The organism is Nocardioides sp. NPDC092400 (assembly GCF_040684155.1).
GTDB lineage: Bacteria > Actinomycetota > Actinomycetes > Propionibacteriales > Nocardioidaceae > Nocardioides.
The window spans coordinates 1-23743 of the sequence record NZ_JBFBFJ010000011.1; the positions used below are offsets into that span (position 1 = coordinate 1).

The window sequence follows — 23743 nt, forward strand, 5'->3', positions numbered from 1 at the left end:
GCCAGGATCAAACTCTCCGTTGAAAAACAACACCACCACCAGACACAAAGCCCGACGGCGGAAAAAGAGATGCCCCTGACAGGAGAAACTGACATTCATTGGACCCCCGTAAAGGAGATCCAGCCAGAATCATTGTCAAAGAAACCATCAACCAACCAACCCCACAAAAGAGGGAGATCAGTCGACGGGGCATAACAAACTAATTCGTCGACTATGACACACTGTTGAGTTCTCAAGAATCACACGCACCCGTTCCGGACCCTTTCGGGCCGGCCGCGGGGCAACCTGCAGAAACTTACCGGTTCCGATCCTCCTGCGCAACTCCGGCGAGCTTCGCGTTCCGGTGGACCCGGGCCGGGGCCTGCTGCTCCCTGTCGTGCTGGTCTTCCGACCGGCGGGAGCCGCTTGCCGCGGCGAGGAAGAACGTTACGCGCTCTCCCCCGATGTGCCAAATCCGTTCGTCGCACGCTCGTCACACGCCGGCAACACGCGTGCCGTACGGCGTTCAGCCGGCGGGTCGCGGGAGCCGCGGCTTGGCGGGGCGGTAGGTCGAGACGGTCGGGTGGCCGGTCTCCCAGAACCGCCACGGCCGGTCGGGCGCACCGCGCAGGCCGACGCGCGGGCCGGTCGAGACCGCGGCGACCGGCTCCCCCGGCACCAGCAGCACCGGGCCGGCGGTGAGGTCGTTGCCGTCGTGGTCGAGGCCGATCCCCAGGGCGTTGCAGAGACGTGCCGGTCCCCGCGCGAGGTCCCGGTCGGAGGAGCCCGGGCGACGCTCCCGCGCGGTCGCGATCCCCTCGACGACCTCGCCGGCGCGGAGCAGCACCGCGCTCGGGTCCCCCTCCGGTCCGGTGACCACGTTGCAGCACACGTGCATGCCGTAGGTGAAGTAGCAGTACAGGTGCGCGGGCGGCCCGAACATCGTCGCGTTGCGCCGGGTCATGCCCCGGTAGGCGTGCGAGCCGGGGTCGGCCGGGCCGGCGTACGCCTCGACCTCGGTCAGCCGGACGACGACGTCGCCGTGGCTGACGAGGGCGCCGAGCAGCCTCGGCGCGACCTCGTCGACCGGCCCCCGCAGGAGGTCGGCCAGTCCGTGGGACCGCTCAGCCGAGCCGGGCACGGTACGACGCAGCGCGCTCGACCAGCTCGTCGAGCTGCTCGCGGACCCGGACGGGGGCGGTGCCGCCACGGCCGTCGCGGGAGGCGACCGATCCCTCGGCGGTGAGCACCTCGCGGACCGCGGGCACCAGGTGCGGCGAGATCGCGGCGAGCTGCTCGTCGGAGAGCTCGTGCAGCTCGATCCCGTGCTGCTCGCACTCCCGCACGCACGCACCGGCCAGCTCGTGGGCGACCCGGAACGGGACGTCCTGGCGCACCAGCCACTCCGCCACGTCGGTGGCGAGCGAGAAGCCCTGGGGCGCCAGCTCGGCCAGCCGCTCGCGGTCGAAGACGAGCGTGGCGACCATGCCGGTGAACGCCGGCAGCAGCACCTCGAGGGTGTCCACGGAGTCGAAGACCGGCTCCTTGTCCTCCTGCAGGTCGCGGTTGTAGGCGAGCGGGAGCGCCTTGAGGGTGGCGAGCAGCCCGGACAGGTTGCCCACCAGCCGGCCGGCCTTGCCCCGGGCCAGCTCGGCGATGTCGGGGTTCTTCTTCTGCGGCATGATGCTCGACCCCGTCGACCACGAGTCGTGCAGCGTGACGAAGCCGAACTCCTTGGTCGCCCAGAGGATGACCTCCTCGGCGATCCGGCTGACGTCCACGCCGACCTGTGCGGCGACGAAGGCGAGCTCGGCGACGAAGTCCCGGGACGCGGTGCCGTCGATGGAGTTGGCCGTGGAGCCGGTGAACCCCAGCTCGGCCGCCACCCCGGTCGGGTCGAGCCCCAGCGACTGGCCCGCCAGCGCGCCCGAGCCGTACGGCGAGTCCGCCGCCACCCGGACGTCCCAGTCGAGCAGCCGGTCCACGTCGCGCAGCAGCGGCCACGCGTGGGCCATCAGGTGGTGGGCGAGCAGCACCGGCTGGGCGTGCTGCAGGTGGGTGCGCCCCGGCATGATCGTCGGCCCGGGGTGGAGGTGGTCGCGCGCCTGCCCGGCGAGCACGTCGACGAGGTCGAGCACCTGCCCGGCGACGACCCGCGCGTGGTCGCGCAGGAAGACCTTGAACAGCGTGGCGATCTGGTCGTTGCGGCTGCGCCCCGCGCGGAGCCGGCCGCCGACGTCGGGCCCGACCTCCTCGAGGAGCAGCCGCTCGAGGGCGCCGTGCACGTCCTCGTCGGACGGGTCCGGGTGCAGCTCGCCCGCGGCGTACCGCTCCCCCAGCACGTCGAGGCCGCGCTGCAGCTCGGCGAGGTCGGTGTCGGAGAGCAGGCCGGCCCGGTGCAACGCGTTGGCGTGCGCCCGGGAGCCGGCGAGGTCGTAGGGGGTCAGCCGCCAGTCGAAGTGCGTCGAGCGCGAGAGCGCGTCGAGCTCGGGCGACGGGCCGCCGGCGAACCGGCCGCCCCAGAGCTTGCCCTCGTTGGTGGTGCTCACGTGCTGCCTCCTCCGACCGCGGTGACCGCGGTCCGCATGATCGTCGTGAGCTCCTCGCTCACGGCAGTGCCATCCTCGTCCAGCGCCGCGGGGGTCCACCACGCGGCCCGGTCGATCGTGCCGACCTCGAGCGGCTCGAGCCCGCCGAGGTGGACCTCCTGGCCGGGGGCCAGGTCGACACGCACCGCGAAGTACGTCTGGTCCTGCACCAGGTGCCACGGACCCCAGTCGAACCCCACCGTCTCGCGGTGCAGCGGGCCGACCAGGGCCCCGGGGTCGACCCGCAGGCCGCTCTCCTCGTGCATCTCGCGGGCGGCCGCCTCGACCAGCGACTCCCCCGGCTCGGTTCCGCCGCCGATGGTGAACCAGTACGGCGAGCCGGGGTCGGCGGGGTCCCACCCGTGCAGGAGCAGGACCTCGCCGGCCGTGTTGACCGGCAGCACGCGGGCGCAGACGCGCTCGCGCACCGGCCGGGTGGAACCGCCCATCAGTCCGTGCCCAGCTCCATGGCCGCCGCGTCGAGCGCGACCTCCTCGGTGCCCTCGGCGTACTCCGGGTTGTCGGTGATCCGGTCGTACCCGCCGGCCGGCAGCTCGCCGAAGAGCGTGCCGTTCTCGACCAGCACCTGGCCCTGGTCGAGCGGCTGACCGGCGTACAGCTCGAGCTTGGCGCGGGAGTCGGCGATGTCGAGGTTGCGCATGGTGAGCTGGCCGATCCGGTCGACCGGGCCGAACGCGGCGTTCTCGGTGCGCTCCATCGACAGCTTGTCGGGGTGGTAGGAGAAGGCCGGGCCGTCGGTGGCCAGGACGGTGTAGTCCTCGCCGCGGCGCAGCCGGACCGTCACCTCGCCGGTGACCAGAGAGGCGATCCAGCGCTGGATGGCCTCGCGGATCATCAGCGCCTGCGGGTCGAGCCAGCGGCCCTCGTAGAGGAGCCGGCCGAGACGGCGCCCCTCGTTGTGGTAGCTGGCGATGGTGTCCTCGTTGTGCACCGCGTTGACCAGGCGCTCGTAGGCGATCCACAGCAGCGCCATGCCCGGCGCCTCGTAGATGCCGCGCGACTTGGCCTCGATGATCCGGTTCTCGATCTGGTCGGACATGCCCAGGCCGTGCCGGCCGCCGATCGTGTTGGCCTCGTGGACCAGCGCGACCGGGTCGTCGTACGTCGTGCCGTTGATCGCCACCGGACGACCGGCCTCGAAGCGGATCGTGACGTCCTCGGTGGCGATGTCGACCGAGGGGTCCCAGAACTTCACGCCCATGATCGGCTCGACCGTCTCCAGCGAGACGTCGAGGTGCTCGAGCGTCTTCGCCTCGTGGGTCGCGCCCCAGATGTTGGCGTCGGTGGAGTACGCCTTCTCCTTGCTGTCGCGGTAGGGCAGCCCGTGCTCGGTGAGCCACTGGCTCATCTCGGCGCGTCCGCCCAGCTCGGTGACGAAGTCGTGGTCGAGCCAGGGCTTGTAGATGCGCAGGTTCGGGTTGGCCAGGAGCCCGTAGCGGTAGAACCGCTCGATGTCGTTGCCCTTGAAGGTCGACCCGTCGCCCCAGATGTCGACGCCGTCCTCCTGCATCGCGCGCACCAGCATCGTGCCGGTGACGGCGCGGCCCAGCGGAGTGGTGTTGAAGTAGGCGCGGCCGCCGGAGCGGATGTGGAACGCACCGCACGCGAGCGCGGCCAGGCCCTCCTCGACCAGCTGGCGACGGCAGTCGACCGCGCGGGCGATCTCGGCGCCGTACTGCAGGGCCCGGTCGGGCACGCCGGAGATGTCCGGCTCGTCGTACTGCCCGATGTCGGCGGTGTAGGTGCAGGGCACCGCACCCTTGTCCCGCATCCAGGCGACGGCGACGGAGGTGTCGAGGCCGCCGGAGAACGCGATGCCGACACGCTCGCCCTGGGGCAGCGTGGTGAGGACCTTGCTCACTTAGATCTCCTTGAGAGGACTGGTGGGGAGGGAGGAATCGGCCAGGGCGAGGAAGCGCTGCGCGAGCGCGTCGCCGCCGGCCGGGTCCCGCCCGATGACGAGGATCGTGTCGTCCCCGGCGATGGTGCCGAGGACGTCGGGGAGACCGGCGCCGTCGAAGGCGGAGCCGAGGTACTGGGCGGCGCCCGGCGGGGTGCGCAGGACGACCAGGTTGGCGCTCGCCTCGGCCGAGACGAGCAGCTCGCCGAGGAGGCGGGCCAGGCGGTGGGAGGCCGCCGCGGTGTCGGTCGGCGCCGCCGGCCGGCGGTCACCGCCCTCGGCGGGCACGGCGTACACGAGCGCGCCGGAGGACGCCCGTACCTTGACCGCGTCCAGCTCCACGAGGTCGCGCGAGAGGGTCGCCTGGGTGACCCGGACACCGCTCTGGGCGAGCAGCTCGGCGAGCTCGGACTGGGAGCGGATCTCGTGGTGCGTGACCAGCTCGACGATCCGCCGGTGCCGGGCGTTCTTGGTGGCCGGGCGCAGGGCGTGCTCGGTCATCACCGCTCCCCCGTCCCGGCCCTCTCGAGCAGCCAGGCGAGCACGGCCTTCTGGGCGTGCCGGCGGTTCTCGGCCTCGTCCCACACCACGCTCTGGATCCCGTCGAGCACCTCGGCGGCGATCTCCTTCCCGCGGTAGGCGGGCAGGCAGTGCATGGCGATGGCGTCGGGCTTGGCGGTCTCGAAGAGCGCCTGGGTGACGGAGTACGGCGCGAACACCTCGGTCCGCGCGGCGGCCTCCTCCTCCTTGCCCATCGAGACCCACGTGTCGGTGACGACCACGTCCGTGCCCTCCGCGGCCTCGCGGGGGTCCTCCACCCAGGTCGCGGACCCGCCGGTCTGCTCGCCGATCTCGCCGGCGCGCTCGAAGACCTCCGCGGGCGGGGTGTAGCCCTCGGGCGCGCTGATCCGGACGTGCATGCCCGCGGTGGCGCCGGCGAGCAGCCAGGAGTTGCCCATGTTGCAGGCGCCGTCGCCGAAGAACGTCACGGTGAGGCCGGCGAGCTCGGGCTTGTGCTCGCGCACCGTCACCAGGTCGGCCAGCAGCTGGCAGGGGTGGAAGTCGTCGGTCAGCGCGTTGACGACGGGGACGCCGGCGTGCTCGGCCATGTCCTCGAGGTCGGACTGGGCGAAGGTCCGCCACGCGATCGCCGAGGCCTGCCGGCCCAGGATGCGGGCGACGTCGGCGACCGACTCGCGCTCGCCGATCCCGGCGAGCCGGCCGTCGACGACCATCGGGAAGCCGCCGAGCTCCGCGACGCCGGCCGCGAAGGAGGCCTGCGTGCGCAGCGTGGGCTTGTCGAAGACCATCGCGACCGTCTGCGGCCCCTCGAGCGGGCGGCGCGCGTAGGGCTCGGCCTTCATCGCGGCCGCGAGCTCGAGCACCTCGGCCTGCTCGGCCGGGGTGAGGTCGTCGTCGCGGAGCAGGTGGCGCATCAGGAGTCCTTCCCGGCCGCGAGGGCGGCGAACGCGTCGTCGAGGATCCGCGGCCACGCGGCGAGCAGGGCGTCCGCGTCGGCCTCGGTGAGGACGAGCGGGGGCACGAGCCGGATCCGGCGCGGCGTGGTGTTGTTGAGCACGAACCCGTGCGCCAGACCCGCGGCGACCACCTCGGCCGCCGCGTCCTCGCCCAGGTCGAGCCCGATCATCAGGCCGGCCCCGCGGACCTCGGTCACGCGGGCGTCGGCGCCGAGGCCCTCGCGGAGCCGCCGGCCGAGCACCGTCGCCCGCTCGAGCAGGCCCTCGGACTCGATGGTGGCGATGACGGCCAGGCCGGCGGCGCAGGCCACCGGGTTGCCGCCGAAGGTGGTGCCGTGGTTGCCGGGCTGCAGCAGCGCGCCGGCGTCCCCGAGGCCGATGCAGGCGCCGATCGGGAAGCCGCCGCCGAGGCCCTTGGCCAGGGTCACGACGTCGGGACGCACGCCCTCGCTGGCGAGCCAACGGCCGGTGCGGCCCATGCCGGTCTGCACCTCGTCGATCCACAGCAGCGCGCCGTGCTCGTCGGCGACGGCGCGCGCCGCGGCGAGGTAGCCCTCGGGCGGCACGACGACGCCGGCCTCGCCCTGGATCGGCTCGACCAGGACCGCTGCGGTCTCGTCGGTGACCGCGGCGGCGAGCGCGTCGGCGTCGCCGTACGGCACGAACGTCACGTCCCCGGGCAGCGGCTCGAACGGCGTGCGGTAGGCCTCCTTGGACGTGAGCGCCAGGGCGCCCATCGTCCGGCCGTGGAAGCCGCCCTCGGTGGCCACGACGTGGGTGCGGCCGGTGCGGCGGGTGAGCTTGAACGCCGCCTCGTTGGCCTCGGTGCCGGAGTTGGTGAAGAAGACCCGGCCCTCGGCACGCGTGCCGCCGCCGACCAGCTCGAGGAGCTTCTCGGCGAGGTCGAGCTGGGGGCCGGTGGTGAAGAAGTTCGAGACGTGGCCGAGGGTCCCCAGCTGGGTGGCCACGGCCTCGACGAGCGCCGGGTGTGCGTGGCCGAGCGCGTTGACCGCGATCCCGCCGAGGTAGTCGACGTACTCGTTGCCGTCGGCGTCCCAGACGTGGGCACCCTCGCCGCGGACCAGCTGCAGCTTCGGCGGGCCGAAGGTGTTCATCAGGCTGGCGGCGTACCGCTCCTGGGCCTGGGTGACGGTGCTGGGGGTGCTGGTGGTGGTCACTGGCTGTCCCTGACCTTCCGGGTCTTGGTCTCCACACCGGGGAGCACCTGCGTGCCGACCCCCTCCTGGGTGAAGAGCTCGAGGATGACGGCGTGCGGCTCGCGGCCGTCGACGACGGTCGCGCGCGGGACGCCGTTCTGCACGGCCGCCAGGCAGGCGCCCATCTTCGGGACCATGCCGGAGGCCAGGGTCGGCATCAGCTCCTCGAGGGCCTCGGGGCTGATCTCGCCGATGACGTCGGTGGGGTCCGGCCAGTCGAGGTACAGGCCCTCGACGTCGGTGAGGACCAGCAGCTTCTCCGCTCCCAGCGCGACCGCGAGCGCCGCGGCGGCGGTGTCGGCGTTGACGTTGTGGACGGTGCCGTCCACGTCGGGCGCGACGCTGGAGACGACCGGGATCCGGCCCGCCTCGATCAGGTCGAGCACCGACTCCGGGCGGACGCTGGTCACCTCGCCGACGAGGCCGAGGTCCACCTCCTCGCCGTCCACGACGGTGGTCGCCGGCACCGCGGTGAAGAGGCCGGCGTCCTCGCCGGAGCACCCGACCGCCAGCGGCCCGTGCTCGTTGATGAGCCCGACCAGCTCGCGCTGGACCTGCCCGACGAGGACCATCCGGACCACGTCCATCGCCTCGGGCGTGGTCACGCGCAGGCCGCCGCGGAACTCCGACTCGATGCCGAGCCGGTCGAGCATCGAGGAGATCTGCGGACCGCCGCCGTGCACGACGACCGGCTTGAAGCCGGCGAACCGGAGGAACGCGATGTCCTCGGCGAAGGCCTGCTTGAGGGCGTCGTCGGTCATGGCGTTGCCGCCGTACTTCACCACGACGATCTTGCCGTGGTACCGCTTCATCCACGGCAGGGCCGCCGCGAGCGTGCGGGCCTTGGCCTGGTCGGGCTTGCTGGTGTCGAAGGCGCCCGTGGGGCTGCTGGAGTCGTTCATGAGGAGTACGCGCTGTTCTCGTGGACGTAGGCGTGGGTGAGGTCGTTGGTCCAGACGGTCGCCCGCTCGGACCCGGACTTGAGGTCGATGGTCACGCTGACCTCGCGGGCGCTCAGGTCGACGCCGGCCGGGTCCGCGTGCGGCGTGGACTGCCGGCAGACCCAGACTCCGTTCATCGCGACGTCGAGGTCGGCGGGGTCGAACCGCGCGGACGTGGTGCCGATGCTGGCCAGGACGCGACCCCAGTTGGGGTCGTTGCCGAAGATCGCGGCCTTGAACAGGTTGCTCCGGGCCACGCTGCGGCTGACCTCGACCGCCTCGTCCTCGGACGCCGCTCCGACCGTCGTGATCGCGATCTCGTGGTCGGCGCCCTCGGCGTCCTTGAGCAGCTGCATCGCCAGGTCCGTGCAGGCCTGGGTGAGCGCCTGGGTGAAGTCGTCGAGGCTGGGCGTGATCCCGCTCGCGCCGCTGGCCATGACCGTGACCGTGTCGTTGGTCGACATGCAGCCGTCGGAGTCGAGCCGGTCGAAGGAGACCCGGGTCGCCGCGCGGAGCGCGGTGTCGAGGTCGGCGGCCGGGACCACCGCGTCGGTGGTGAGCACGACGAGCATCGTGGCCAGCTGCGGGGCCAGCATGCCCGCGCCCTTGGCCATGCCGCCGATCGACCAGCCCGCGCCCTCGACGACGACCTGCTTGCTGACCGAGTCGGTGGTCATGATCGCCTCGGCCGCGTCCTGGCCGCCGTCGGCCGCCAGGGCGGCGTACGCCGCGTCGACGCCGGCGAGCACCTGCTGCCGGTCGTTGGTGAGGCCGATCAGCCCGGTCGAGCAGACGACGACGTCGATCGCGCCGGCGCCCAGGTGGCCGGCGACCTGCTCGGCGACCGCGTGGGTGGTCTGGAAGCCCTCAGGCCCGGTGTAGCAGTTGGCGCCGCCGGAGTTCAGCACGACCGCCCGGACGGTGCCGTCCTTGACGACCTCCTGGCTCCACAGGACCGGGTTGGCCTTGCAGCGGTTGACGGTGAAGACGGTGGCGGAGTCGAAGGTGGGCCCGTCGTTGACGACCAGCGCGACGTCCTTGCCGCCGCTGTTCTTCAGCCCGGCCTCGACGCCGGCGGCCCGGAAGCCCTGGGGGGTGGTCACGCTCATTACGGGGCGACTCCGATCGTGGTGAGGCCGGTGCCCTCGTCGAGGCCGAGGGCGAGGTTCATGCACTGCACGGCCGCGCCGGCCGTGCCCTTGGCGAGGTTGTCGACGGCGCCGACGGCGACCATGCGCCCGGCGGCCTCGTCGACCGTCGCCTGCACGTGGACGGCGTTCGACCCGGTCACGGACTTGGTCTGCGGCCAGAGCCCCTCGGGGAGCACGTGGACGAACGGCTCGTCGGCGTAGGCCTTCAGGTAGGTCTCGCGGACGTCCTCCGCGGTGACGCCGGCGACGAGGCGGGCCGAGCAGGTCGCGAGGATGCCGCGCGACATCGGGACGAGCAGCGGCGTGAAGCTGACGGTGACCGGCTGGCTGGTCAGCAGCCCCGTGAGGTTCTGGGTGATCTCCGGGGTGTGCCGGTGGGTGCCGCCCACGCCGTACGCGCTGGCGTTGCCCATCACCTCGCTGCCGAGGAGGTGCGGCTTGGCGGCCTTGCCCGCGCCGCTGGTGCCCGAGGCGGCCACCACCACGACGTCGGGCTCGATGATCCCCGCGGCGATCGCCGGTGCGAGCGTCAGCGTGGAGACGGTCGGGTAGCAGCCGGGCACGGCGACGCGCGTGGCGCCGCGCAGGGCGTCGCGCTGGCCGGGCAGCTCGGGGAGGCCGTAGGGCCAGGTGCCGGCGTGGTCGCCGCCGTAGAACCTCTCCCACTCCGCGGCGTCCTGCAGCCGGAAGTCGGCGCCGCAGTCGATGACGACCGTGCTCGGGTCGGCGGCCTGCAGCTCGTTCGCGATCGCGCCGGACTGCCCGTGCGGGAGCGCGAGGAACACCACGTCGTGCCCGCCGAGGGTCTCGGCGTTCGTCGGCTCGAGCACGCGCTCGGCGATCGGCACGAGGTGCGGCTGGAGCACGCCGAGGCGCTCCCCCGCGTTCGAGGCGCCCGTGAGGGCACCGATCTCGACATCGGGATGGGCGAGGAGGTGGCGCAGGAGCTCCCCCCCGGCGTACCCGCTGGCTCCGGCGACAGCGACGCGCTTCCTGGTCATGTGCATGACCATACCGAAGTCGGAATGACTATGCGAAGCGGGGTGCCGGTGCATGTTCCGTGGTGCTCGTCACGCGGGCGACGCCCGTGCGCAGCGTGCTCGACCCCACTGGTGCCCGGACGGGCGATTTCCATGCGTCGCCGCGTGAGGGGTCTGCGCGGTCGCTCCATCAAGGGATGCAGGTGAACCGGCTCGCGGAGCGGTTCGGCTGCATCCCTGGGGAGACCGTCGCTCCCCACGGTGAGCTCACCGTGGGGAGCGAGGGTCCGGCGACATCCCTTGGCGGACAGCCCGGCGGGGCGCTCCTCAGCTCCGCTGGGTCGCGCCGGTGAGCTCGGCGGCGCGGGCGACCGCGGCGTCGCGGGCGGCGGCCGTCTCGTCCTCGGTGAGGGTCCGGTCCGGTGCGCGGAACCGGAGCGCGAAGGCCAGCGACTTGCGTCCCTCGCCGACCTGCTCGCCGGTGTAGACGTCGAAGAGCCGCAGCGACTCCAGCAGCTCACCCGCGCCCTCGCGCAGGGCCGACCCGACGTCCGCGGCGCGGACGGAGGCGTCGACGACGAGCGCGACGTCCTCCTTCGCGACCGGGTACGTCGAGAACTCCGGCGCCGGCGCCACGTCGACGGCCGTGCGCAGCAGTGCGTCGAGGTCGAGCTCGACGGCGGCCGACCGCGCGGGCAGGCCGAACGCCTTGCACACCTTGGGGTGCAGCTCGCCGGCGTGGCCGAGCACGACCTCCCCGACGCTCAGCCGGGCGCACCGGCCCGGGTGCCACGGCGTGCGTGCCTCCGCGTCGACGGTGAGCTCCACGCCCAGCTCGTCGGCCAGCCGGCGGACCACGGCGATCGCGTCGGCCCAGCCGGCCTCGCGGCCCGCGCCCCACCAGCCGGCGCGCTCGCGCTCGCCGGCGAGGACGACGGCGAGGTGCAGCGGCTGGAGCGGCAGCGCGTCGACCAGCGCCGCGAGCTCCTCGGCCGTGGGTCGCCGGTCGACGCCGTAGATCGGGGCGGGGCCCCGGTCGACGGGGAACGCGACGGTCCCGGTCTCGAACAGCGCGACGCCCGTCGCGCCGCGACCCACGTTGCGGGCGGCGGCCTTGAGCAGGCCCGGGAGGAGCGTCGTGGTGTACGACGGCTCCTCGGCCGAGAGCGGGTTCGCGAGCCGCACCGTGTGGCGGCGCGGGTCGTCGGCGGCGAGCCCGAGCTGGTCGAAGGCCGCGTCGCCGACGAACGGGAAGCTGAGCACCTCGACGCAGCCCGCGCCGGCCAGGGTGCGACCGACGCGGCGACGCAGCCGCTGCTCGCGGGTGAGGCCACGCCCGGCGCCGGGGGTGGGCAGGACCGACGGCACGTTGCGGTAGCCGACGATCCGGGCGACCTCCTCGACGAGGTCGAAGGGGTCGGCGAGGTCCGGGCGCCACGGCGGGACCGTCGCGGTGAGCCGTCCGCCGTCCTCGACGACCTCGCACCCGACAGCGCGCAGGTGCGCCACGGTCGTGGCGGTGTCGATGTCCATGCCGGTCACGCGGGCGGGCAGGTCGGCGTCGACGGCGATGCTGCCGGCAGCCGGCGGCGTGCCGACCACGGTCACACCCGGCTCCGCCGTCGCGCCGCCGTACGTCGTCAGCAGCTCGACCACGCGGTCGGCCGCAGCCTCGCAGATCGTCGGGTCGACCCCGCGCTCGTTGCGCTTGCCGGCCTCGGAGGAGATCTTGTGCCGCTTGCCGGTGCGGAACATCGAGACCGCGTCCCAGTGCGCGGCCTCCACGAGCACGCGGGTGGTGGTCGCCGACATCTCGGTCGCCTCGCCGCCCATGACGCCGCCGAGGCCGATGATCCCGGAGTCGTCGGTGACGACGAGGTCCTCCGGGGAGAGCACACGGTCGGTGCCGTCGAGGGTGGTGAGCCGCTCGCCGGGCTCGGCCCGGCGGACGCGGATCGCGCCCTGCAGCTTGTCGGCGTCGTAGCCGTGGATGGGCCGACCGGTCTCGAGCATCACGTAGTTCGTGACGTCGACGGCCAGCGAGATCGGTCGCATGCCCGCGAGCTGGATGCGACGCGCCATCCAGTCCGGCGTCGGCGCGGCCGGGTCGAACCCGGAGACCGTGCGGGCCACGAAGACCGGGCACCCGGTGGGGTCGTCGACCACGACCGGGTGGCCCTGGTCGTCGGCCGGAGGGACCTCGCGCCGCGTCGGGTCGCGGTACGCCGCGTCGTACGCCAAGGCGGCCTCGCGGGCGACCCCGCGCAGCGACATCGCGTAGGCCCGGTCGGGGTTGATCTCGAACTCGATGACCTCCTCGTCGAGGCCGAGCACGCCGAAGGCGCTCTGCCCCGGCTCGCCGGCGCCCTCGGGGAGCACGATGATGCCCTCGTGGTCCTCGCCCAGGCCGAGCTCACGGGCCGAGCAGATCATCCCGGCGGAGAGGTGGCCGTAGGTCTTGCGCGCGGAGATCGCGAAGTCACCGGGGAGCACCGCGCCGGGCAGCACGACCACCACGAGGTCGCCGGGCGCGAAGTTGTGCGCGCCGCACACGATGCCCTGCGGCTCGCCGGTGCCGTTGGCGTCGCCGACGTCGACGGTGCACCAGTTGATGGTCTTGCCGTTCTTCTGGGGCTCGGGCTCCATGGTGAGCACTCGACCGACGACGAGCGGACCGGTGATCTGGTCGCCGGGCTTCTCGATCGCCTCGAGCTTGAGCCCGAGGTCGGTCAGCTCGGCGGCCAGCGCCTCGGTGGTGACGTCGGCCGGGAGATCGACGTACTCGCGGATCCAGGAGACAGGGGTCTTCACGGGGTGCTCAGAGCTCGCTTCCGAAAGCGGTGGTGAACCGGACGTCGCCCTCGAAGAACCCGCGGAGGTCCTCCACGCCGTGGCGGAACATCAGGGTGCGGTCGATGCCCATGCCGAACGCGAAGCCGGTGTAGCGCTCGCTGTCGACGCCGCAGGCGGCCAGCACACGCGGGTTGACCACGCCGCAGCCACCCCACTCGATCCAGCCCTCGCCGCGGCAGGTGCGGCAGCGGGCGCCCTCGAGGTCCCCGGCACCGCGGCACACGAAGCACAGCAGGTCGACCTCGGCGGACGGCTCGGTGAAGGGGAAGTACGACGGGCGGAACCGCGTCGTCGAGCCCTCGCCGAACATCGCCGTGGCGAAGTGGTCGAGGGTCCCCTTGAGGTGCGCCATGGTGATGCCCTCGTCGATGGCGAGGCCCTCGACCTGGTGGAACATCGGGCTGTGCGTGGCGTCGTACTCGTCGGTCCGGAAGACCCGGCCGGGGCACACGACGTAGATGGGCGGCGTCCGGGTGAGCATGGTCCGCGCCTGCACCGGCGACGTGTGGGTCCGGAGCACCACGCCGTCGTCCTGCGGGTCGGTCCAGAAGGTGTCCTGCATCGTCCGTGCCGGGTGGTCGGGACCGAGGTTGAGCGCGTCGAAGTTCAGCCACTCGGCCTCGATGACCGGACCCTCGGCGACCTCCCAGCCCATCGCCACGAAGATGTCGGCGATCAGCTCCGCGCCGGTGGTCAGCGGGTGCCGCGCACCAGCGGGCAGGCGGTCGGTGGGCAGGGTGACGTCCACGGTCTCCTCGACCAGCATCCGCTCCTCGTGCTCGACCTCGAGCACCGCCTGCCGCTCGCCCAGCGCCTTGGCCACGGCACCACGGGCCTGGCCGATCCGCTGGCCGGCCTCCTTGCGGGCCTGCGGCGGCAGTGCGCCGATCTCACGGTTGGCGAGCGCCAGCGGCGAGCGGTCGCCGGTGTGGTCGATGCGCACCTGCTTGAGCTCGGCGAGGTCGGTCGCGGCGGCGATGGCGGCGAGCGCGGCGTCGCGTGCCGACTCGACCTCCTCGGGCTTCAAGGCAGTGACCTCCACGGGGTCGTAGTCGGTGTTGGGTCCGGACATGGCACGCCTCTCCAGCTGGTGACCGGCCGGTCGAGGGGCAAGTCTAGGAAGCCGCACGCGCCGCGCTCCACCCGGTTGCCGTTCCGGTCACCGGCGGCCCGCCCGGCGCCTCGCCGGCACCTCACCGGCACCTCACCGGCACCTCACCGGCACCTCACCGGCCGGGGGCGCTCTCCCGGACCAGCAGCTCGTGGGGGACGACGACGTCGCGACCGGGCAGCGAGGGGTCGGCCATCCGCTCGGCGAGCGTCTGGAGGGCGAGCGCGGCGAGCCGCTGCTTGTCGGGCGCCACCGTCGTCAGCGACGGCACCGAGTAGCGGCCGGCCTCGATGTCGTCGAAGCCGACGACGTCGAGGTCGCCGGGGACGGCGACCTCGCGGGACGCGCACGCCCGCAGGGCGCCGAGCGCGAGCTGGTCGGTGAAGCAGAAGACGGCGTCCGGCGGGTCGGCGAGGTCGAGCAGGGCCGCCATGGCCCGTACGCCGTCGGCGTGGTGCAGCCGCTCGACGCCCACCTCGAGCGCCGGGTCCTCCGGCAGCCCGCCGGCGGCGAGCGCGGCCCGGTAGCCGGCGAGCCGGTGCCGGGCCGTCTCGTTGCTCAGGTGCGGCTGCAGGCCGACGGCTGCGACCCGGCGCCGCCCGGAGGCGACGAGGTGCGCCGTCGCCTCGCGCGCGGCCGCCTGGTTGTCGATGGCGACGCGGTCGACGTGCCCGAAGCCGGCCTGCTCCCCCAGCATCACCACCGGCGGCGCGCTCGAGCGGCGCGAGACCTCGGCCGGCGTCATCGACCACGGGCTGAACACCACGCCGTCCACGCCCTGCCCGCGGGCACCGTCGAGGAGGTCGCGCTCCCGCCGGGGGTCGCCGTCGGTCTGCTCGACCAGGACCGTCCAGCCCCGCTCCTCGGCGGCGCGGACGACGTGGGCGGCCAGCTCGGCGAAGTACGGCGAGTCGATCTCCGGCACGACCAGCCCGATGACGTCGCCGCGCCCGCGGCGCAGCTGGCGGGCCGCGATGTTGGGCCGGTAGCCGACCTCGTCGATCACGCGCTGGACCCGCTCCCGGGTGGCCGGGGCGACGACCTCGGGGGTGTTCACGACGTTCGACACGGTGCGGACGCTCACGCCCGCGCGCTCGGCCACGTCCCGCAGGTTCGCCCTCATGCCGCCTCCTCGCCCGTTCGTCGCGGATTTCTCGACGCAGGGTATTGCAACGTGGCATTGCAACGTTGCAAACTGGGTACCGAACGTCACACCACTTTCCCGGGAGGACCACATGACCGCCGCAGCACTCGACGTGCCGATCGACACGGACGTCATCCGCGAGACCATCCAGACCGACGGCATCATCGGCTGCAAGGGCGCCTTCTCCCGCGAGTGGGTCGAGCAGCTCCGCGAGGACGTCGAGGCGGCCTTCGCCGAGGCCCAGTCCCGCGAGGGCGGCTCCGTCGGCCGCGGGCCGAACCGGTACTACGTCGAGATCCACCCCGAGGCCCTGCGCGGCTTCGTCGACCTCGTCGACCACCCGTGGGTCCGCGCGACCTGCGAGGCCGTCCTCGGCCCGGACTACAAGATCGTCGAGGTCGGCTTCGACATCCCGTTCGAGGGCGCCAAGAACCAGCCGTGGCACCGCGACTTCCCGAGCCCGAAGGAGACCCTCGAGGAGGGCCGGCTCACCTCGCTCGCCTTCAACGTGACCTGCGTCGACACCGAGGAGGACATGGGTCCCTTCGAGGTCGCGCCGGGCACCCACTGGGACAAGGGCGAGGAGTTCAACCACGGGATGTTCCCGCTGAAGAAGGAGTACTCCCGCTTCGAGGAGCGCGCCGTGCGCAAGTACCCGCAGATGGGTGACATCTCGGCGCGCTCCGCGCTCACGGTCCACCGCGGGACCAAGAACGAGTCGGCGAAGTCCCGTCCGGTCCTGGTGCTCGGCGTGGACGCCCCCGGCGCCGGCAACGACGAGAAGCACGACCTCGCCGTGACCCGCCAGTACTGGGAGAACCTCCCCCAGCGCGTCCGCGACCACCTCGACTGCCCCGTCGTCGACGAGCTCACGCCGATCACCCAGAAGCACACCATCGAGGGCCTGGTGATGGGCGAGGCCTGAGCCTCCGTCCCACCCGGTCCCACGCCGACGGCCCGGCACCCGCAAGGGGTGCCGGGCCGTCGGCGTCTGCGTGTGCCTCTGCGTGTGCGTGTGCGTGACCCCAGGGACATGGCCCGAACGGGTGGGTGCCCGGACCGTTCGGCCACACGTGCGCCGATGGCCGGACAGCCGCCACCCCGGCAAAGTAAAAACGGACCGTCGGCCACCCGGACCGACGGTGGGGGGAAGACCATGGAGAGCGGCACGATCGTCACCTACTGCGACGGCGGCTTCTGGTGGAACGACGTCGCCGGGTCGCGGTACGACCAGGACACCGCCCTGCGGCACCAGACCTTCCAGGACGCCGAGCGCCTCGGGCGCGCCATGGCCCGGCGCCAGGGCGTCGCGCACGTCGTGCGGTACGCCTGAGTCGTTGCTCGGGCTGGGTCCCGCGGGTGCCGGGTGGCTGCCGGATTTCCCGGGGCCCCGGGGATTCCGGCACCTCTCAGGGGTTGCAACCCCTGAGAAGTGCCGGTTCTGCCTGAGAAGTGGCCGGGCTGGGGCGGCGCGGCGCGGCGGGGGCGGCCTGCGGGAGTCCCCGGTGCACCGGGGACTCCCTCGCTCACCGGGGTAGATCTGCCCTGGTAAGCGAGGGACTGCCCCGGGGAGCACCGGTGAGGAACGCGTCGTGCCCCTCACCGGCCGGAGCCGGTGAGGGGCACGATCAGGCGGTACCGCGCTGTGACGGTCGCTAGGTCCGGTCGACGCGGGTGAGCCAGCGCTGCAGCGTGACGACCAGCAGCAGGATGGTGCCGCTGACCACGGACTGCCAGTCGGAGTCCAGCGAGCCGATCTGGTTGATGACGTTCTTGATCACCTGCAGCAGCAGGACGCCGATGAGCGTGCCGAGCACGGTGCCGGCGCCGCCGGTGAGCAGCGTGCCGCCGAGGACCACCGCGGCGATCGCCTCGAGCTCGGTGCCGACACCGAGGATCGTGACGCCCGAGGAGGTGTAGCTGGCGATCATGATGCCGCCGAAGCCGGCGAGCAGCGAGGAGGCGACGTACGTCAGCACCTTGGTGCGCTGCACCGGGAGGCCCATCAGGTCGGCCGCGTCCTCCTGGCCGCCGATCGCGAGCACGGAGGCGCCGTAGGACGTGCGGTGCAGCACCAGGGCGCCGATCGCGAAGAACAGCACCACCAGCAGGACCGGGTAGGGGATGCCGAACAGCTCCCCCTGGGCGAGCTTCCGGAACGCCGAGCCCCGCGGGACCTTGTACGTCGTGGCGCCCTCGTCGCTGAGGAGCAGCAGCAGCCCGCGGGCGAACAGCAGACCCGCCAGCGTGACGATGAACGGTGGCAGCCCGCCGCGGGCGATGATCAGCCCCTGGGTGAGCCCGATCGCGCCGCAGACCGCCAGTGGCAGGACGAACGCGACGAGCGTGCCGTGCTGGCTGCCCCAGGCGGCGAGGACGCCGCCGAGGGCGAAGACGCTGCCGACCGACAGGTCGATGCCGCCGGTCATGATCACGAACGTCATGCCGAGGGCGAGCATCGCGAGGAACGACGCCTGCACCGCGATGCCGGTCAGGTTGCCCCGGCTCGCGAAGGTGTCGAAGCTGACGCTCGCCACGGCGACCACGACCACGAAGATCGCCAGCGCGCCCTGGCGCTGGACCAGCGAGGCGAACCGGGCCCGGGAGGCCGCGGCGGCCTCTGGCGCGTTCGACGTCGCCGGGTCGACGACGGTGGAGGTGCTCATGTGCGTCGCGCCTTTCCTCGGCCGAGCTGGACGTAGACGGCGGCGATGACGATGACCGCCTGCACGATCTGGGCCGTCGAGTCCGGGATGTTGTGGAAGATCAAGGTGGCGGTGATCAGCTGCATGAGCAGCGCTCCGGCGATGGTGCCGAGGATCCGCACCTGGCCGCCGGAGAGCGGCGTGCCACCGATGACGACCGCGGTGATGGCCGAGAGCTCCATCAGCTGACCGAGCTTCGTCGGGTCGCTCGCCTGGGAGCGGGCCGCCAGCAGGATGCCGGCCATCGCGGCGAGCAGCCCGGAGACGACGTACGTCGTCACGAGCACGCGCCGCACGGGCAGGCCGGCGAGCTGGGCGGCGAGCTTGTTGCCGCCGATCGCCACGAGCTGGCGCCCGTAGGTCGAGCGCCGCACGAGGAGCCAGACCACGATCGACGCGGCCGCGGCGATGAGCACGACGTAGGGGATGCCGAGGACGCTCCCCGTGCCGAGCTCGACGATCCCGGGCTCGCGGATGCTCTTGATCTCCCCGCCGAAGAGGTTCGCGACGCCGCGACCGACGACCATCAGGCCGAGGGTCGCGACGATCGGTTGCACCCCGACGACGGCGACCAGCACACCGGCGATCAGGCCGACCACGACGCCGGCGACGAGGCCGATGACGATCGCGCCGACCGAGCCGTACCCGACGTAGAGCGGGATGAGGGCGGCGGCGAGCGCCATCACGGCGCCCACGGACAGGTCGATGCCCTCGGTGCCGATCACCAGCGCCATGCCGAGCGCGACGATCACGACCGGCGCGACCTGGACGAGCTGCAGCCGCAGGGTCCCGGTGCTGACGAAGTTGTCGGTCAGCAGCACGTTGGCCAGGAGCAGCAGGCCCAGCGCGACGAACACGCCGTTGCGCCGCACCCAGTCCTGGTCGAAGCGCGGTCGGGTGCGGGTGGTGGCGTCCTCGGCCGTGGTGGCCGACGGGGCCGTGGCAGTGCCGTCACTCACGGCTGCTCCCCTCCATCTCTCGGTCTCCCGCCAGCGCGGTCAGCAGCTCGGAGCTGCTCAGGTTGGTGCTGTCGAGCTCGGCCTGGACGTGCCCGTCGTGCAGCACGACGATCCGGTCCGCGCCCTCGACGAGCTCGTCCATCTCGCTGGAGATCAGCACGACGGCGAGCCCCTGCTCGGCGAGCTCGTCGATGAGCGCCTGCACCTCGCTCTTGGCGCCGACGTCGATGCCTCGGGTCGGCTCGTCGAGGAGGAACACGGTGGGCTCGGTGGCCAGCCAGCGGGCGATCAGCACCTTCTGCTGGTTGCCGCCGGAGAGCTCGCGGACCTTCTGGTCCGGGCTCGACGCCTTGATCCGCAGCCGCTTCATGAAGGTGTCGACGAGCCGGTCGATCTTGGCCTCCGACACGACCCCGGCGCGCGACATCCGCGGGAGCACGGCGAGCGCGATGTTGTCGCGGACCGAGAGGTCCGGGACGATCCCCTCCGCCTTGCGGTCCTCCGACAGCAGCGCCACGCCGGAGGCGAGCGCGCCCCTCACCGAGTTGGCCTTGACCTTCGACCCGGCGACGGTGACGTCACCGGACTGGGCGCGCAGGGCGCCGTAGATGGCCTTGACGGTCTCGCTGCGCCCGGAGCCGAGGAGGCCGGCCAGGCCGACCACCTCGCCGGGGCGCACCTCGAGGTCGATGCCGTGCAGGCGGTTGCGGACGTCGAGCCCGGAGACCACCAGCGCCGGCTCCTCCGACTGGCGGTGGGACGCGCCGAACTCGGTGGCGCCCTCGGCCTGGACCTCCTCGACGTCGCGACCGAGCATCTTCGAGACCAGCTCGAGCCGGCTCATCTCGGCCATCGTGCCGGTGTGGACCCACTGGCCGTCGCGCAGGATGGTGACCCGGTCGCACAGCTCCCACAGCTCGTCGAGCCGGTGGGAGACGAAGACCAGCCCCACGCCCCGGTCCCGCAGGCCGCGGGCGACGCGGAACAGGGTCTCGACCTCCTTGGTCTCCAGCGAGGACGTCGGCTCGTCCATGATCACGACCCGGCTGTCGACCGACATGGCCCGGGCGAGGGCGACCATCTGCTGCGACCCGAGCCCGAGCCGGCCGAGCTCGGCGGTGACGTCGATGTCGATGCCGAGCTCCTCGACGAGCTCACGGGCCCGGCGGTTCATCGCGCGTACGTCGATGAGCCCGAACCTGCGCGGCTCGCGCCCCAGGAAGATGTTCCGGGCCACGCTGAGCAGCGGGACCAGGTTCACCTCCTGGTAGATGGTCGAGATCCCGGCGTGCTGGGCGTCGGAGGGACGGCGGAAGTGCACCGTCTCGCCGGCGTACCGGACCTCCCCCTCGTCGGGGGTGTAGACGCCGGTCAGGACCTTGATCAGCGTCGACTTGCCGGCGCCGTTCTCCCCCACGAGCGTGTGGATCTCCCCCGCCCGGAGCTCGAAGTCGACGCCGCGGAGGGCGTGGACGCCGCCGAAGGACTTGGTGACCCCGACCGTCTGGAGGACGGGGTCACCACCGCCCCGCGGCGGCGTGCTGCTGGTGGTCTGCGTCACGGGTGGCTCAGAACGCCTTGCCGAGGTCCTGCTCGGCGTTCTCGGTGGTGTAGGAGTCGTCCTCGATGATGACGTCCTCGGGGATCTCCTCACCGTCGTAGAACTTCGTCGCGGTCTCGAAGGCGAGCGGGCCGAAGCGCGGGTTGGACTCGATGACGGCGTTGATGTCGCCGTCGACGATGGCCTGGACGGCGTTGCGCGTGCCGTCGATCGACACGATCTTGATGTCGCTGCCCGGGTCCTTGCCTGCGGCGCGGACGGCCGTGACGGCGCCGAGCGCCATCTCGTCGTTGTGGGCGTAGATCGCGGTGATCTCCGGGTTGGACTGGAGCAGCTGCTCGGTCACCGACTGGCCCTCGTCACGCGCGAAGTTCGCCGTCTGCTCGACGATGATCTCCAGGTCGGGGTACTCCTCCTCGACGCGGTCCTTGAAGCCGGCGTTGCGCTCGTCGGTGACGTTGTTGCCCGAGGAGCCGAGCAGCACCGCGACCTTGCCCTCGCCACCGGTGGCGTCGGCCATCGCGTCGGCGGCGCGCATCCCCTGGTCGTAGAAGTCCGAGCCCAGGAACGCGATGTAGTCCGAGCAGGGCTCGTTGGTCACCTTGCGGTCGATGGTGAGGACCGGGACGCCCTTCTTCTTGGCGGCGTCGAGGGCGGGGTCGAGGCCGTCAGAGTTGACCGGCGCGACGATGAGGAACTGCGCGCCCTGGTTGAGCATGTCCTGGATGTCGGCGATCTGCTTGGGCAGCTCGGCGTTCGCGTTGGTGGTGATCAGCTTCTTGACGCCGGCCTCCTTCGCGGCCTCCTTGATCGACTCGGTCTCCGCCGCGCGGAAGGCGGCGGTGTCCGGCTCGGACTGGGAGAACCCGACGGTGGCGTTCTTCAGGTCGAGCTTCTCGGCGCCGTACTTGTCCAGCGTGCAGCCGGGACCGGTGTTCTCGGTCTCCTTGACGACCTGCTCGTCCTTGCCGCTGCCGGCGTCGTCCGAGGCGCTGTCGTCGCCGGAGTTGGTGCAGCCGGTCAGGGCGAGACCGGCCACCGCCGCTGCGGCGATCGTCTTCCAGGGCGCCGTGCGGTTCATGGTCTTCATCGATGCTCCCGTGGGGTGAGGTGGGCGGGCCCGGCGTGAGATAGCCGTCACAAGTGCCTTCGCGCAAGCAAACATGACCGCACACAAAAGCGCAATCACCCGGGGAGACGAACTGCAAAGGATTCTGCTCGCCGAGGCCCGGACGACGTCGCGAATACGGCACTCGGCGCGGATCCGAGCGTGGATCCCACGGCAACTCGAGACGAACTGGCCCTTGCCACCTCGCCCACCCCACCCTCAGGATGTGCACATCGGACCTCAAGTCCGAACATCCCCTCACAGTCCGCGATGAGGGGGCACGGGGGTCGAGGAGAGGGGCCGCATTGCTCGCCGCCGAACGCCAGGCACGCATCCTGCACGAGGTGCAGCAGCGCGGAGCAGCCCGCGTCAGCCAGCTCGCCCGGCTGCTCGAGGTCTCGGAGATGACCATCCGGCGGGACCTGGACAACCTCGCCTCCCAGGGCCGCCTGGACAAGGTCCACGGCGGCGCGACGATCGCGGGCGGCACCAAGCCCAGCACCGACGAGCCGGGGTTCGAGGCCAAGTGGGCGCGCCAGACCGCGGAGAAGGAGGCGATCGCCGCCGCCGCCGCGGCGATGGTGCGTCCGGGCTCCGCCGTCGGGCTGTCGGCCGGCACGACGACCTGGACCCTGGCGCACCACCTGCGCACGATCCCGGACCTGACGGTCGTGACGAACTCGATGCGGGTCGCGGAGGTGCTGCACAAGACGGGCGGCGCTGCCCCCAACGTCGTCCTCACCGGCGGCGTGCGCACGCCCTCCGACGCCCTCGTCGGACCGGTGGCGGTCTCCTCGCTGCGGCTGCTCCACCTGGACCTGGTCTTCCTGGGCGTGCACGGGATGGACGCGCGCGCCGGCTACACCACGCCCAACCTGCTCGAGGCCGACACCGACCAGGCGCTCGTCGCCGCCGGCCAGCGCCTCGTGGTCCTGGCCGACCACACCAAGTGGGGGATCATCGGCATCTCGACGATCGTCCCGCTGGACCGGGCCGACGTCGTCGTCACCGACGACGGGCTCGACCCAGACGGCCGGGCGACCATGCGCGAGCTGGGGGTCGACCTCGTGCTCGCACCGCTGGCCGGCGGCCGGTCCGCCGGCACCGCCGACGGCGTCGGGAACGCCTCGTGAGCCGGGGCGGGGCCGAGCACGAGCTCACCCACGGTGGGCTCCGCGCCGTCGTCACCGAGGTCGGTGGCGGGGTGCGGCTGCTCCAGCACGACGGCCGCGACCTGGTCCGTCCCTACGCCGCGGACGAGGTGCGTCCGCGCTTCCGCGGGTCGGTGCTGCTCCCGTGGCCGAACCGGGTCGCCGACGGGCGCTACCGCTTCGGCGGGCAGGACCACCAGCTGCCCCTCACCGAGCCCGACCGCGGCAACGCGCTGCACGGCCTGGTGTGCTGGGTCCGCTTCGACCTGCTCGACTCCACCTCCGACTCAGCGACCTTCGGCCACCGGCTGGTGCCGCAGCCGGGCTACCCCTTCGAGCTCGACGTGACCGTCCGCCACGCGCTCGCCGAGGACGGGCTCACCACGACGGTGACGGCCCGGAACGCCGGCGCCGAGGACGCGCCGTACGGCGTGGCGCCGCACCCCTACCTCGTCGCGGGCCCGGGCGTGGTCGACGACTGGACCCTGCAGCTGCCCGTCACCGAGGTGCTCGAGGTGACCCCCGACCGGCTGCTCCCGCTGGACCGCTCCCCCGTGGCCGGCACCGACCGCGACTTCCTCGCGGCCCGTCCCATCGCCGGCACCGCGGTGGACCACGCCTTCACCGGCGTGCGTCCGGACCCCGACGGGCTGGCCCGCGTGCGCCTGCACGACGCCACCGGCACCGGCGTGCAGTGCGTGTGGGACCCGACCCGCCTGCCCTGGCTCCAGGTCCACACCGGCGACCTCCCCGACGAGCCCGAGAACGACCGTCGCGGCCTGGCCGTCGAGCCGATGACCTGCCCGCCGGACGCGTTCCGTTCCGGCGAGGACCTCGTCGTGCTGCGTCCCGGTGACGAGCACACCGTGTCCTGGACCGTCGGCCCGCTCTGACCG

General features: G+C 72.6%; 21 protein-coding genes. 4 read left to right on the forward strand and 17 right to left on the reverse strand.

Features of this window, described 5'->3' with window-relative positions:
* Nucleotides 1–505: 505 nt before the first annotated feature.
* The 13 genes from AB0N29_RS20285 to AB0N29_RS20345 form a co-directional block, all read right to left on the reverse strand.
* Nucleotides 506–1120: a DNA-3-methyladenine glycosylase gene (locus AB0N29_RS20285; RefSeq protein ID WP_364869935.1), complete on the reverse strand. Its 615-nt coding sequence runs from the start codon at nt 1118–1120 to the stop codon at nt 506–508.
* The gene (gene argH, locus AB0N29_RS20290) at nt 1104–2528 is read right to left on the reverse strand and encodes an argininosuccinate lyase (protein WP_364869938.1); all 1425 of its coding nucleotides are present in this window, start codon (nt 2526–2528) and stop codon (nt 1104–1106) included. The genes AB0N29_RS20285 and argH overlap by 17 nt, the downstream gene beginning before the upstream one ends.
* Nucleotides 2525–3016, reverse strand: a complete 492-nt coding sequence (locus AB0N29_RS20295; RefSeq protein WP_302266746.1) for an NUDIX domain-containing protein — start codon at nt 3014–3016, stop codon at nt 2525–2527. The genes argH and AB0N29_RS20295 overlap by 4 nt, the downstream gene beginning before the upstream one ends.
* Nucleotides 3016–4449 carry an argininosuccinate synthase gene (argG, locus tag AB0N29_RS20300; RefSeq protein WP_302266747.1) on the reverse strand — a complete coding sequence of 478 codons (1434 nt, stop codon included), beginning with the start codon at nt 4447–4449 and terminating at the stop codon, nt 3016–3018. The genes AB0N29_RS20295 and argG overlap by 1 nt, the downstream gene beginning before the upstream one ends.
* Nucleotides 4450–4989, reverse strand: a complete 540-nt coding sequence (locus AB0N29_RS20305; protein ID WP_364869943.1) for an arginine repressor — start codon at nt 4987–4989, stop codon at nt 4450–4452.
* Complete coding sequence (gene argF, locus AB0N29_RS20310; RefSeq protein ID WP_364870095.1) at nt 4989–5927, reverse strand: ornithine carbamoyltransferase; 939 nt, start codon at nt 5925–5927, stop codon at nt 4989–4991. Before argF ends, AB0N29_RS20305 begins: the two co-directional genes overlap by 1 nt.
* Nucleotides 5924–7144 carry an acetylornithine transaminase gene (locus tag AB0N29_RS20315; protein ID WP_364869946.1) on the reverse strand — a complete coding sequence of 407 codons (1221 nt, stop codon included), beginning with the start codon at nt 7142–7144 and terminating at the stop codon, nt 5924–5926. Before AB0N29_RS20315 ends, argF begins: the two co-directional genes overlap by 4 nt.
* On the reverse strand, nt 7141–8085 hold the full coding sequence (argB, locus tag AB0N29_RS20320) for an acetylglutamate kinase (protein ID WP_302266750.1): 945 nt from the start codon (nt 8083–8085) through the stop codon (nt 7141–7143). The genes AB0N29_RS20315 and argB overlap by 4 nt, the downstream gene beginning before the upstream one ends.
* Nucleotides 8082–9233 (reverse strand): bifunctional glutamate N-acetyltransferase/amino-acid acetyltransferase ArgJ, encoded by a 1152-nt coding sequence (gene argJ, locus AB0N29_RS20325; RefSeq protein WP_364869950.1) that lies wholly within the window; start codon nt 9231–9233, stop codon nt 8082–8084. Before argJ ends, argB begins: the two co-directional genes overlap by 4 nt.
* The gene (gene argC, locus AB0N29_RS20330) at nt 9233–10276 is read right to left on the reverse strand and encodes an N-acetyl-gamma-glutamyl-phosphate reductase (protein WP_364869953.1); all 1044 of its coding nucleotides are present in this window, start codon (nt 10274–10276) and stop codon (nt 9233–9235) included. Before argC ends, argJ begins: the two co-directional genes overlap by 1 nt.
* Before the next feature lie 306 nt (nt 10277–10582).
* Nucleotides 10583–13066, reverse strand: coding sequence for a phenylalanine--tRNA ligase subunit beta (pheT, locus tag AB0N29_RS20335; RefSeq protein WP_364869956.1), 2484 nt, complete (start codon nt 13064–13066; stop codon nt 10583–10585).
* Nucleotides 13067–13073: 7 nt separating this feature from the next.
* The gene (gene pheS / locus AB0N29_RS20340) at nt 13074–14180 is read right to left on the reverse strand and encodes a phenylalanine--tRNA ligase subunit alpha (protein ID WP_364869959.1); all 1107 of its coding nucleotides are present in this window, start codon (nt 14178–14180) and stop codon (nt 13074–13076) included.
* Nucleotides 14181–14334: 154 nt separating this feature from the next.
* Nucleotides 14335–15342, reverse strand: a complete 1008-nt coding sequence (locus AB0N29_RS20345; RefSeq protein WP_302266755.1) for a LacI family DNA-binding transcriptional regulator — start codon at nt 15340–15342, stop codon at nt 14335–14337.
* A gap of 112 nt (nt 15343–15454) precedes the next feature.
* On the opposite strand from AB0N29_RS20345, the gene AB0N29_RS20350 reads away from it, so the two are divergent.
* Both AB0N29_RS20350 and AB0N29_RS20355 read left to right on the forward strand, forming a co-directional pair.
* Entirely contained in the window at nt 15455–16288 is an 834-nt protein-coding gene (locus AB0N29_RS20350) for a phytanoyl-CoA dioxygenase family protein (RefSeq protein ID WP_364869963.1), read from the forward strand.
* A 231-nt stretch (nt 16289–16519) separates the two neighbouring features.
* A complete protein-coding gene (locus tag AB0N29_RS20355) occupies nt 16520–16696 on the forward strand; it encodes a hypothetical protein (protein WP_302266757.1) in 177 nt (58 codons plus the stop codon).
* A 322-nt stretch (nt 16697–17018) separates the two neighbouring features.
* Here the strand turns inward: AB0N29_RS20355 and AB0N29_RS20360 are convergent, their stop codons facing one another.
* From AB0N29_RS20360 to AB0N29_RS20375, 4 genes are read right to left on the reverse strand one after another with little or no spacing between them, the layout of a single operon-like run.
* Nucleotides 17019–18029: an ABC transporter permease gene (locus tag AB0N29_RS20360; RefSeq protein ID WP_302266758.1), complete on the reverse strand. Its 1011-nt coding sequence runs from the start codon at nt 18027–18029 to the stop codon at nt 17019–17021.
* Nucleotides 18026–19027, reverse strand: a complete 1002-nt coding sequence (locus AB0N29_RS20365; RefSeq protein WP_302266759.1) for an ABC transporter permease — start codon at nt 19025–19027, stop codon at nt 18026–18028. The genes AB0N29_RS20360 and AB0N29_RS20365 overlap by 4 nt, the downstream gene beginning before the upstream one ends.
* The gene (locus AB0N29_RS20370; RefSeq protein WP_364869969.1) at nt 19020–20588 is read right to left on the reverse strand and encodes a sugar ABC transporter ATP-binding protein; all 1569 of its coding nucleotides are present in this window, start codon (nt 20586–20588) and stop codon (nt 19020–19022) included. The genes AB0N29_RS20365 and AB0N29_RS20370 overlap by 8 nt, the downstream gene beginning before the upstream one ends.
* 7 nt (nt 20589–20595) lie before the next feature.
* A complete protein-coding gene (locus tag AB0N29_RS20375) occupies nt 20596–21678 on the reverse strand; it encodes an ABC transporter substrate-binding protein (protein WP_364869972.1) in 1083 nt (360 codons plus the stop codon).
* A gap of 323 nt (nt 21679–22001) precedes the next feature.
* Between AB0N29_RS20375 and AB0N29_RS20380 the strand changes: the two genes are divergently transcribed.
* Both AB0N29_RS20380 and AB0N29_RS20385 read left to right on the forward strand, forming a co-directional pair.
* Nucleotides 22002–22829, forward strand: a complete 828-nt coding sequence (locus tag AB0N29_RS20380) for a DeoR/GlpR family DNA-binding transcription regulator (RefSeq protein WP_364869975.1) — start codon at nt 22002–22004, stop codon at nt 22827–22829.
* A complete protein-coding gene (locus AB0N29_RS20385) occupies nt 22826–23740 on the forward strand; it encodes an aldose 1-epimerase family protein (RefSeq protein WP_364869977.1) in 915 nt (304 codons plus the stop codon). Before AB0N29_RS20380 ends, AB0N29_RS20385 begins: the two co-directional genes overlap by 4 nt.
* The last annotated feature ends 3 nt before the right edge of the window (nt 23741–23743 follow it).

Bases quoted from the DNA above. Each gene is read 5' to 3' on its own strand.
- AB0N29_RS20295 (WP_302266746.1), bottom strand. From the start codon at position 3,016: ATGGGCGGTTCCACCCGGCCGGTGCGCGAGCGCGTCTGCGCCCGCGTG.
- AB0N29_RS20305 (WP_364869943.1), bottom strand. From the start codon at position 4,989: ATGACCGAGCACGCCCTGCGCCCGGCCACCAAGAACGCCCGGCACCGG.
- argB (WP_302266750.1), bottom strand. From the start codon at position 8,085: ATGAACGACTCCAGCAGCCCCACGGGCGCCTTCGACACCAGCAAGCCC.
- argJ (WP_364869950.1), bottom strand. From the start codon at position 9,233: ATGAGCGTGACCACCCCCCAGGGCTTCCGGGCCGCCGGCGTCGAGGCC.
- argC (WP_364869953.1), bottom strand. From the start codon at position 10,276: ATGACCAGGAAGCGCGTCGCTGTCGCCGGAGCCAGCGGGTACGCCGGG.
- pheS (WP_364869959.1), bottom strand. From the start codon at position 14,180: ATGTCCGGACCCAACACCGACTACGACCCCGTGGAGGTCACTGCCTTG.
- AB0N29_RS20345 (WP_302266755.1), bottom strand. From the start codon at position 15,342: ATGAGGGCGAACCTGCGGGACGTGGCCGAGCGCGCGGGCGTGAGCGTC.
- AB0N29_RS20350 (WP_364869963.1), top strand. From the start codon at position 15,455: ATGACCGCCGCAGCACTCGACGTGCCGATCGACACGGACGTCATCCGC.
- AB0N29_RS20355 (WP_302266757.1), top strand. From the start codon at position 16,520: ATGGAGAGCGGCACGATCGTCACCTACTGCGACGGCGGCTTCTGGTGG.
- AB0N29_RS20360 (WP_302266758.1), bottom strand. From the start codon at position 18,029: ATGAGCACCTCCACCGTCGTCGACCCGGCGACGTCGAACGCGCCAGAG.
- AB0N29_RS20375 (WP_364869972.1), bottom strand. From the start codon at position 21,678: ATGAAGACCATGAACCGCACGGCGCCCTGGAAGACGATCGCCGCAGCG.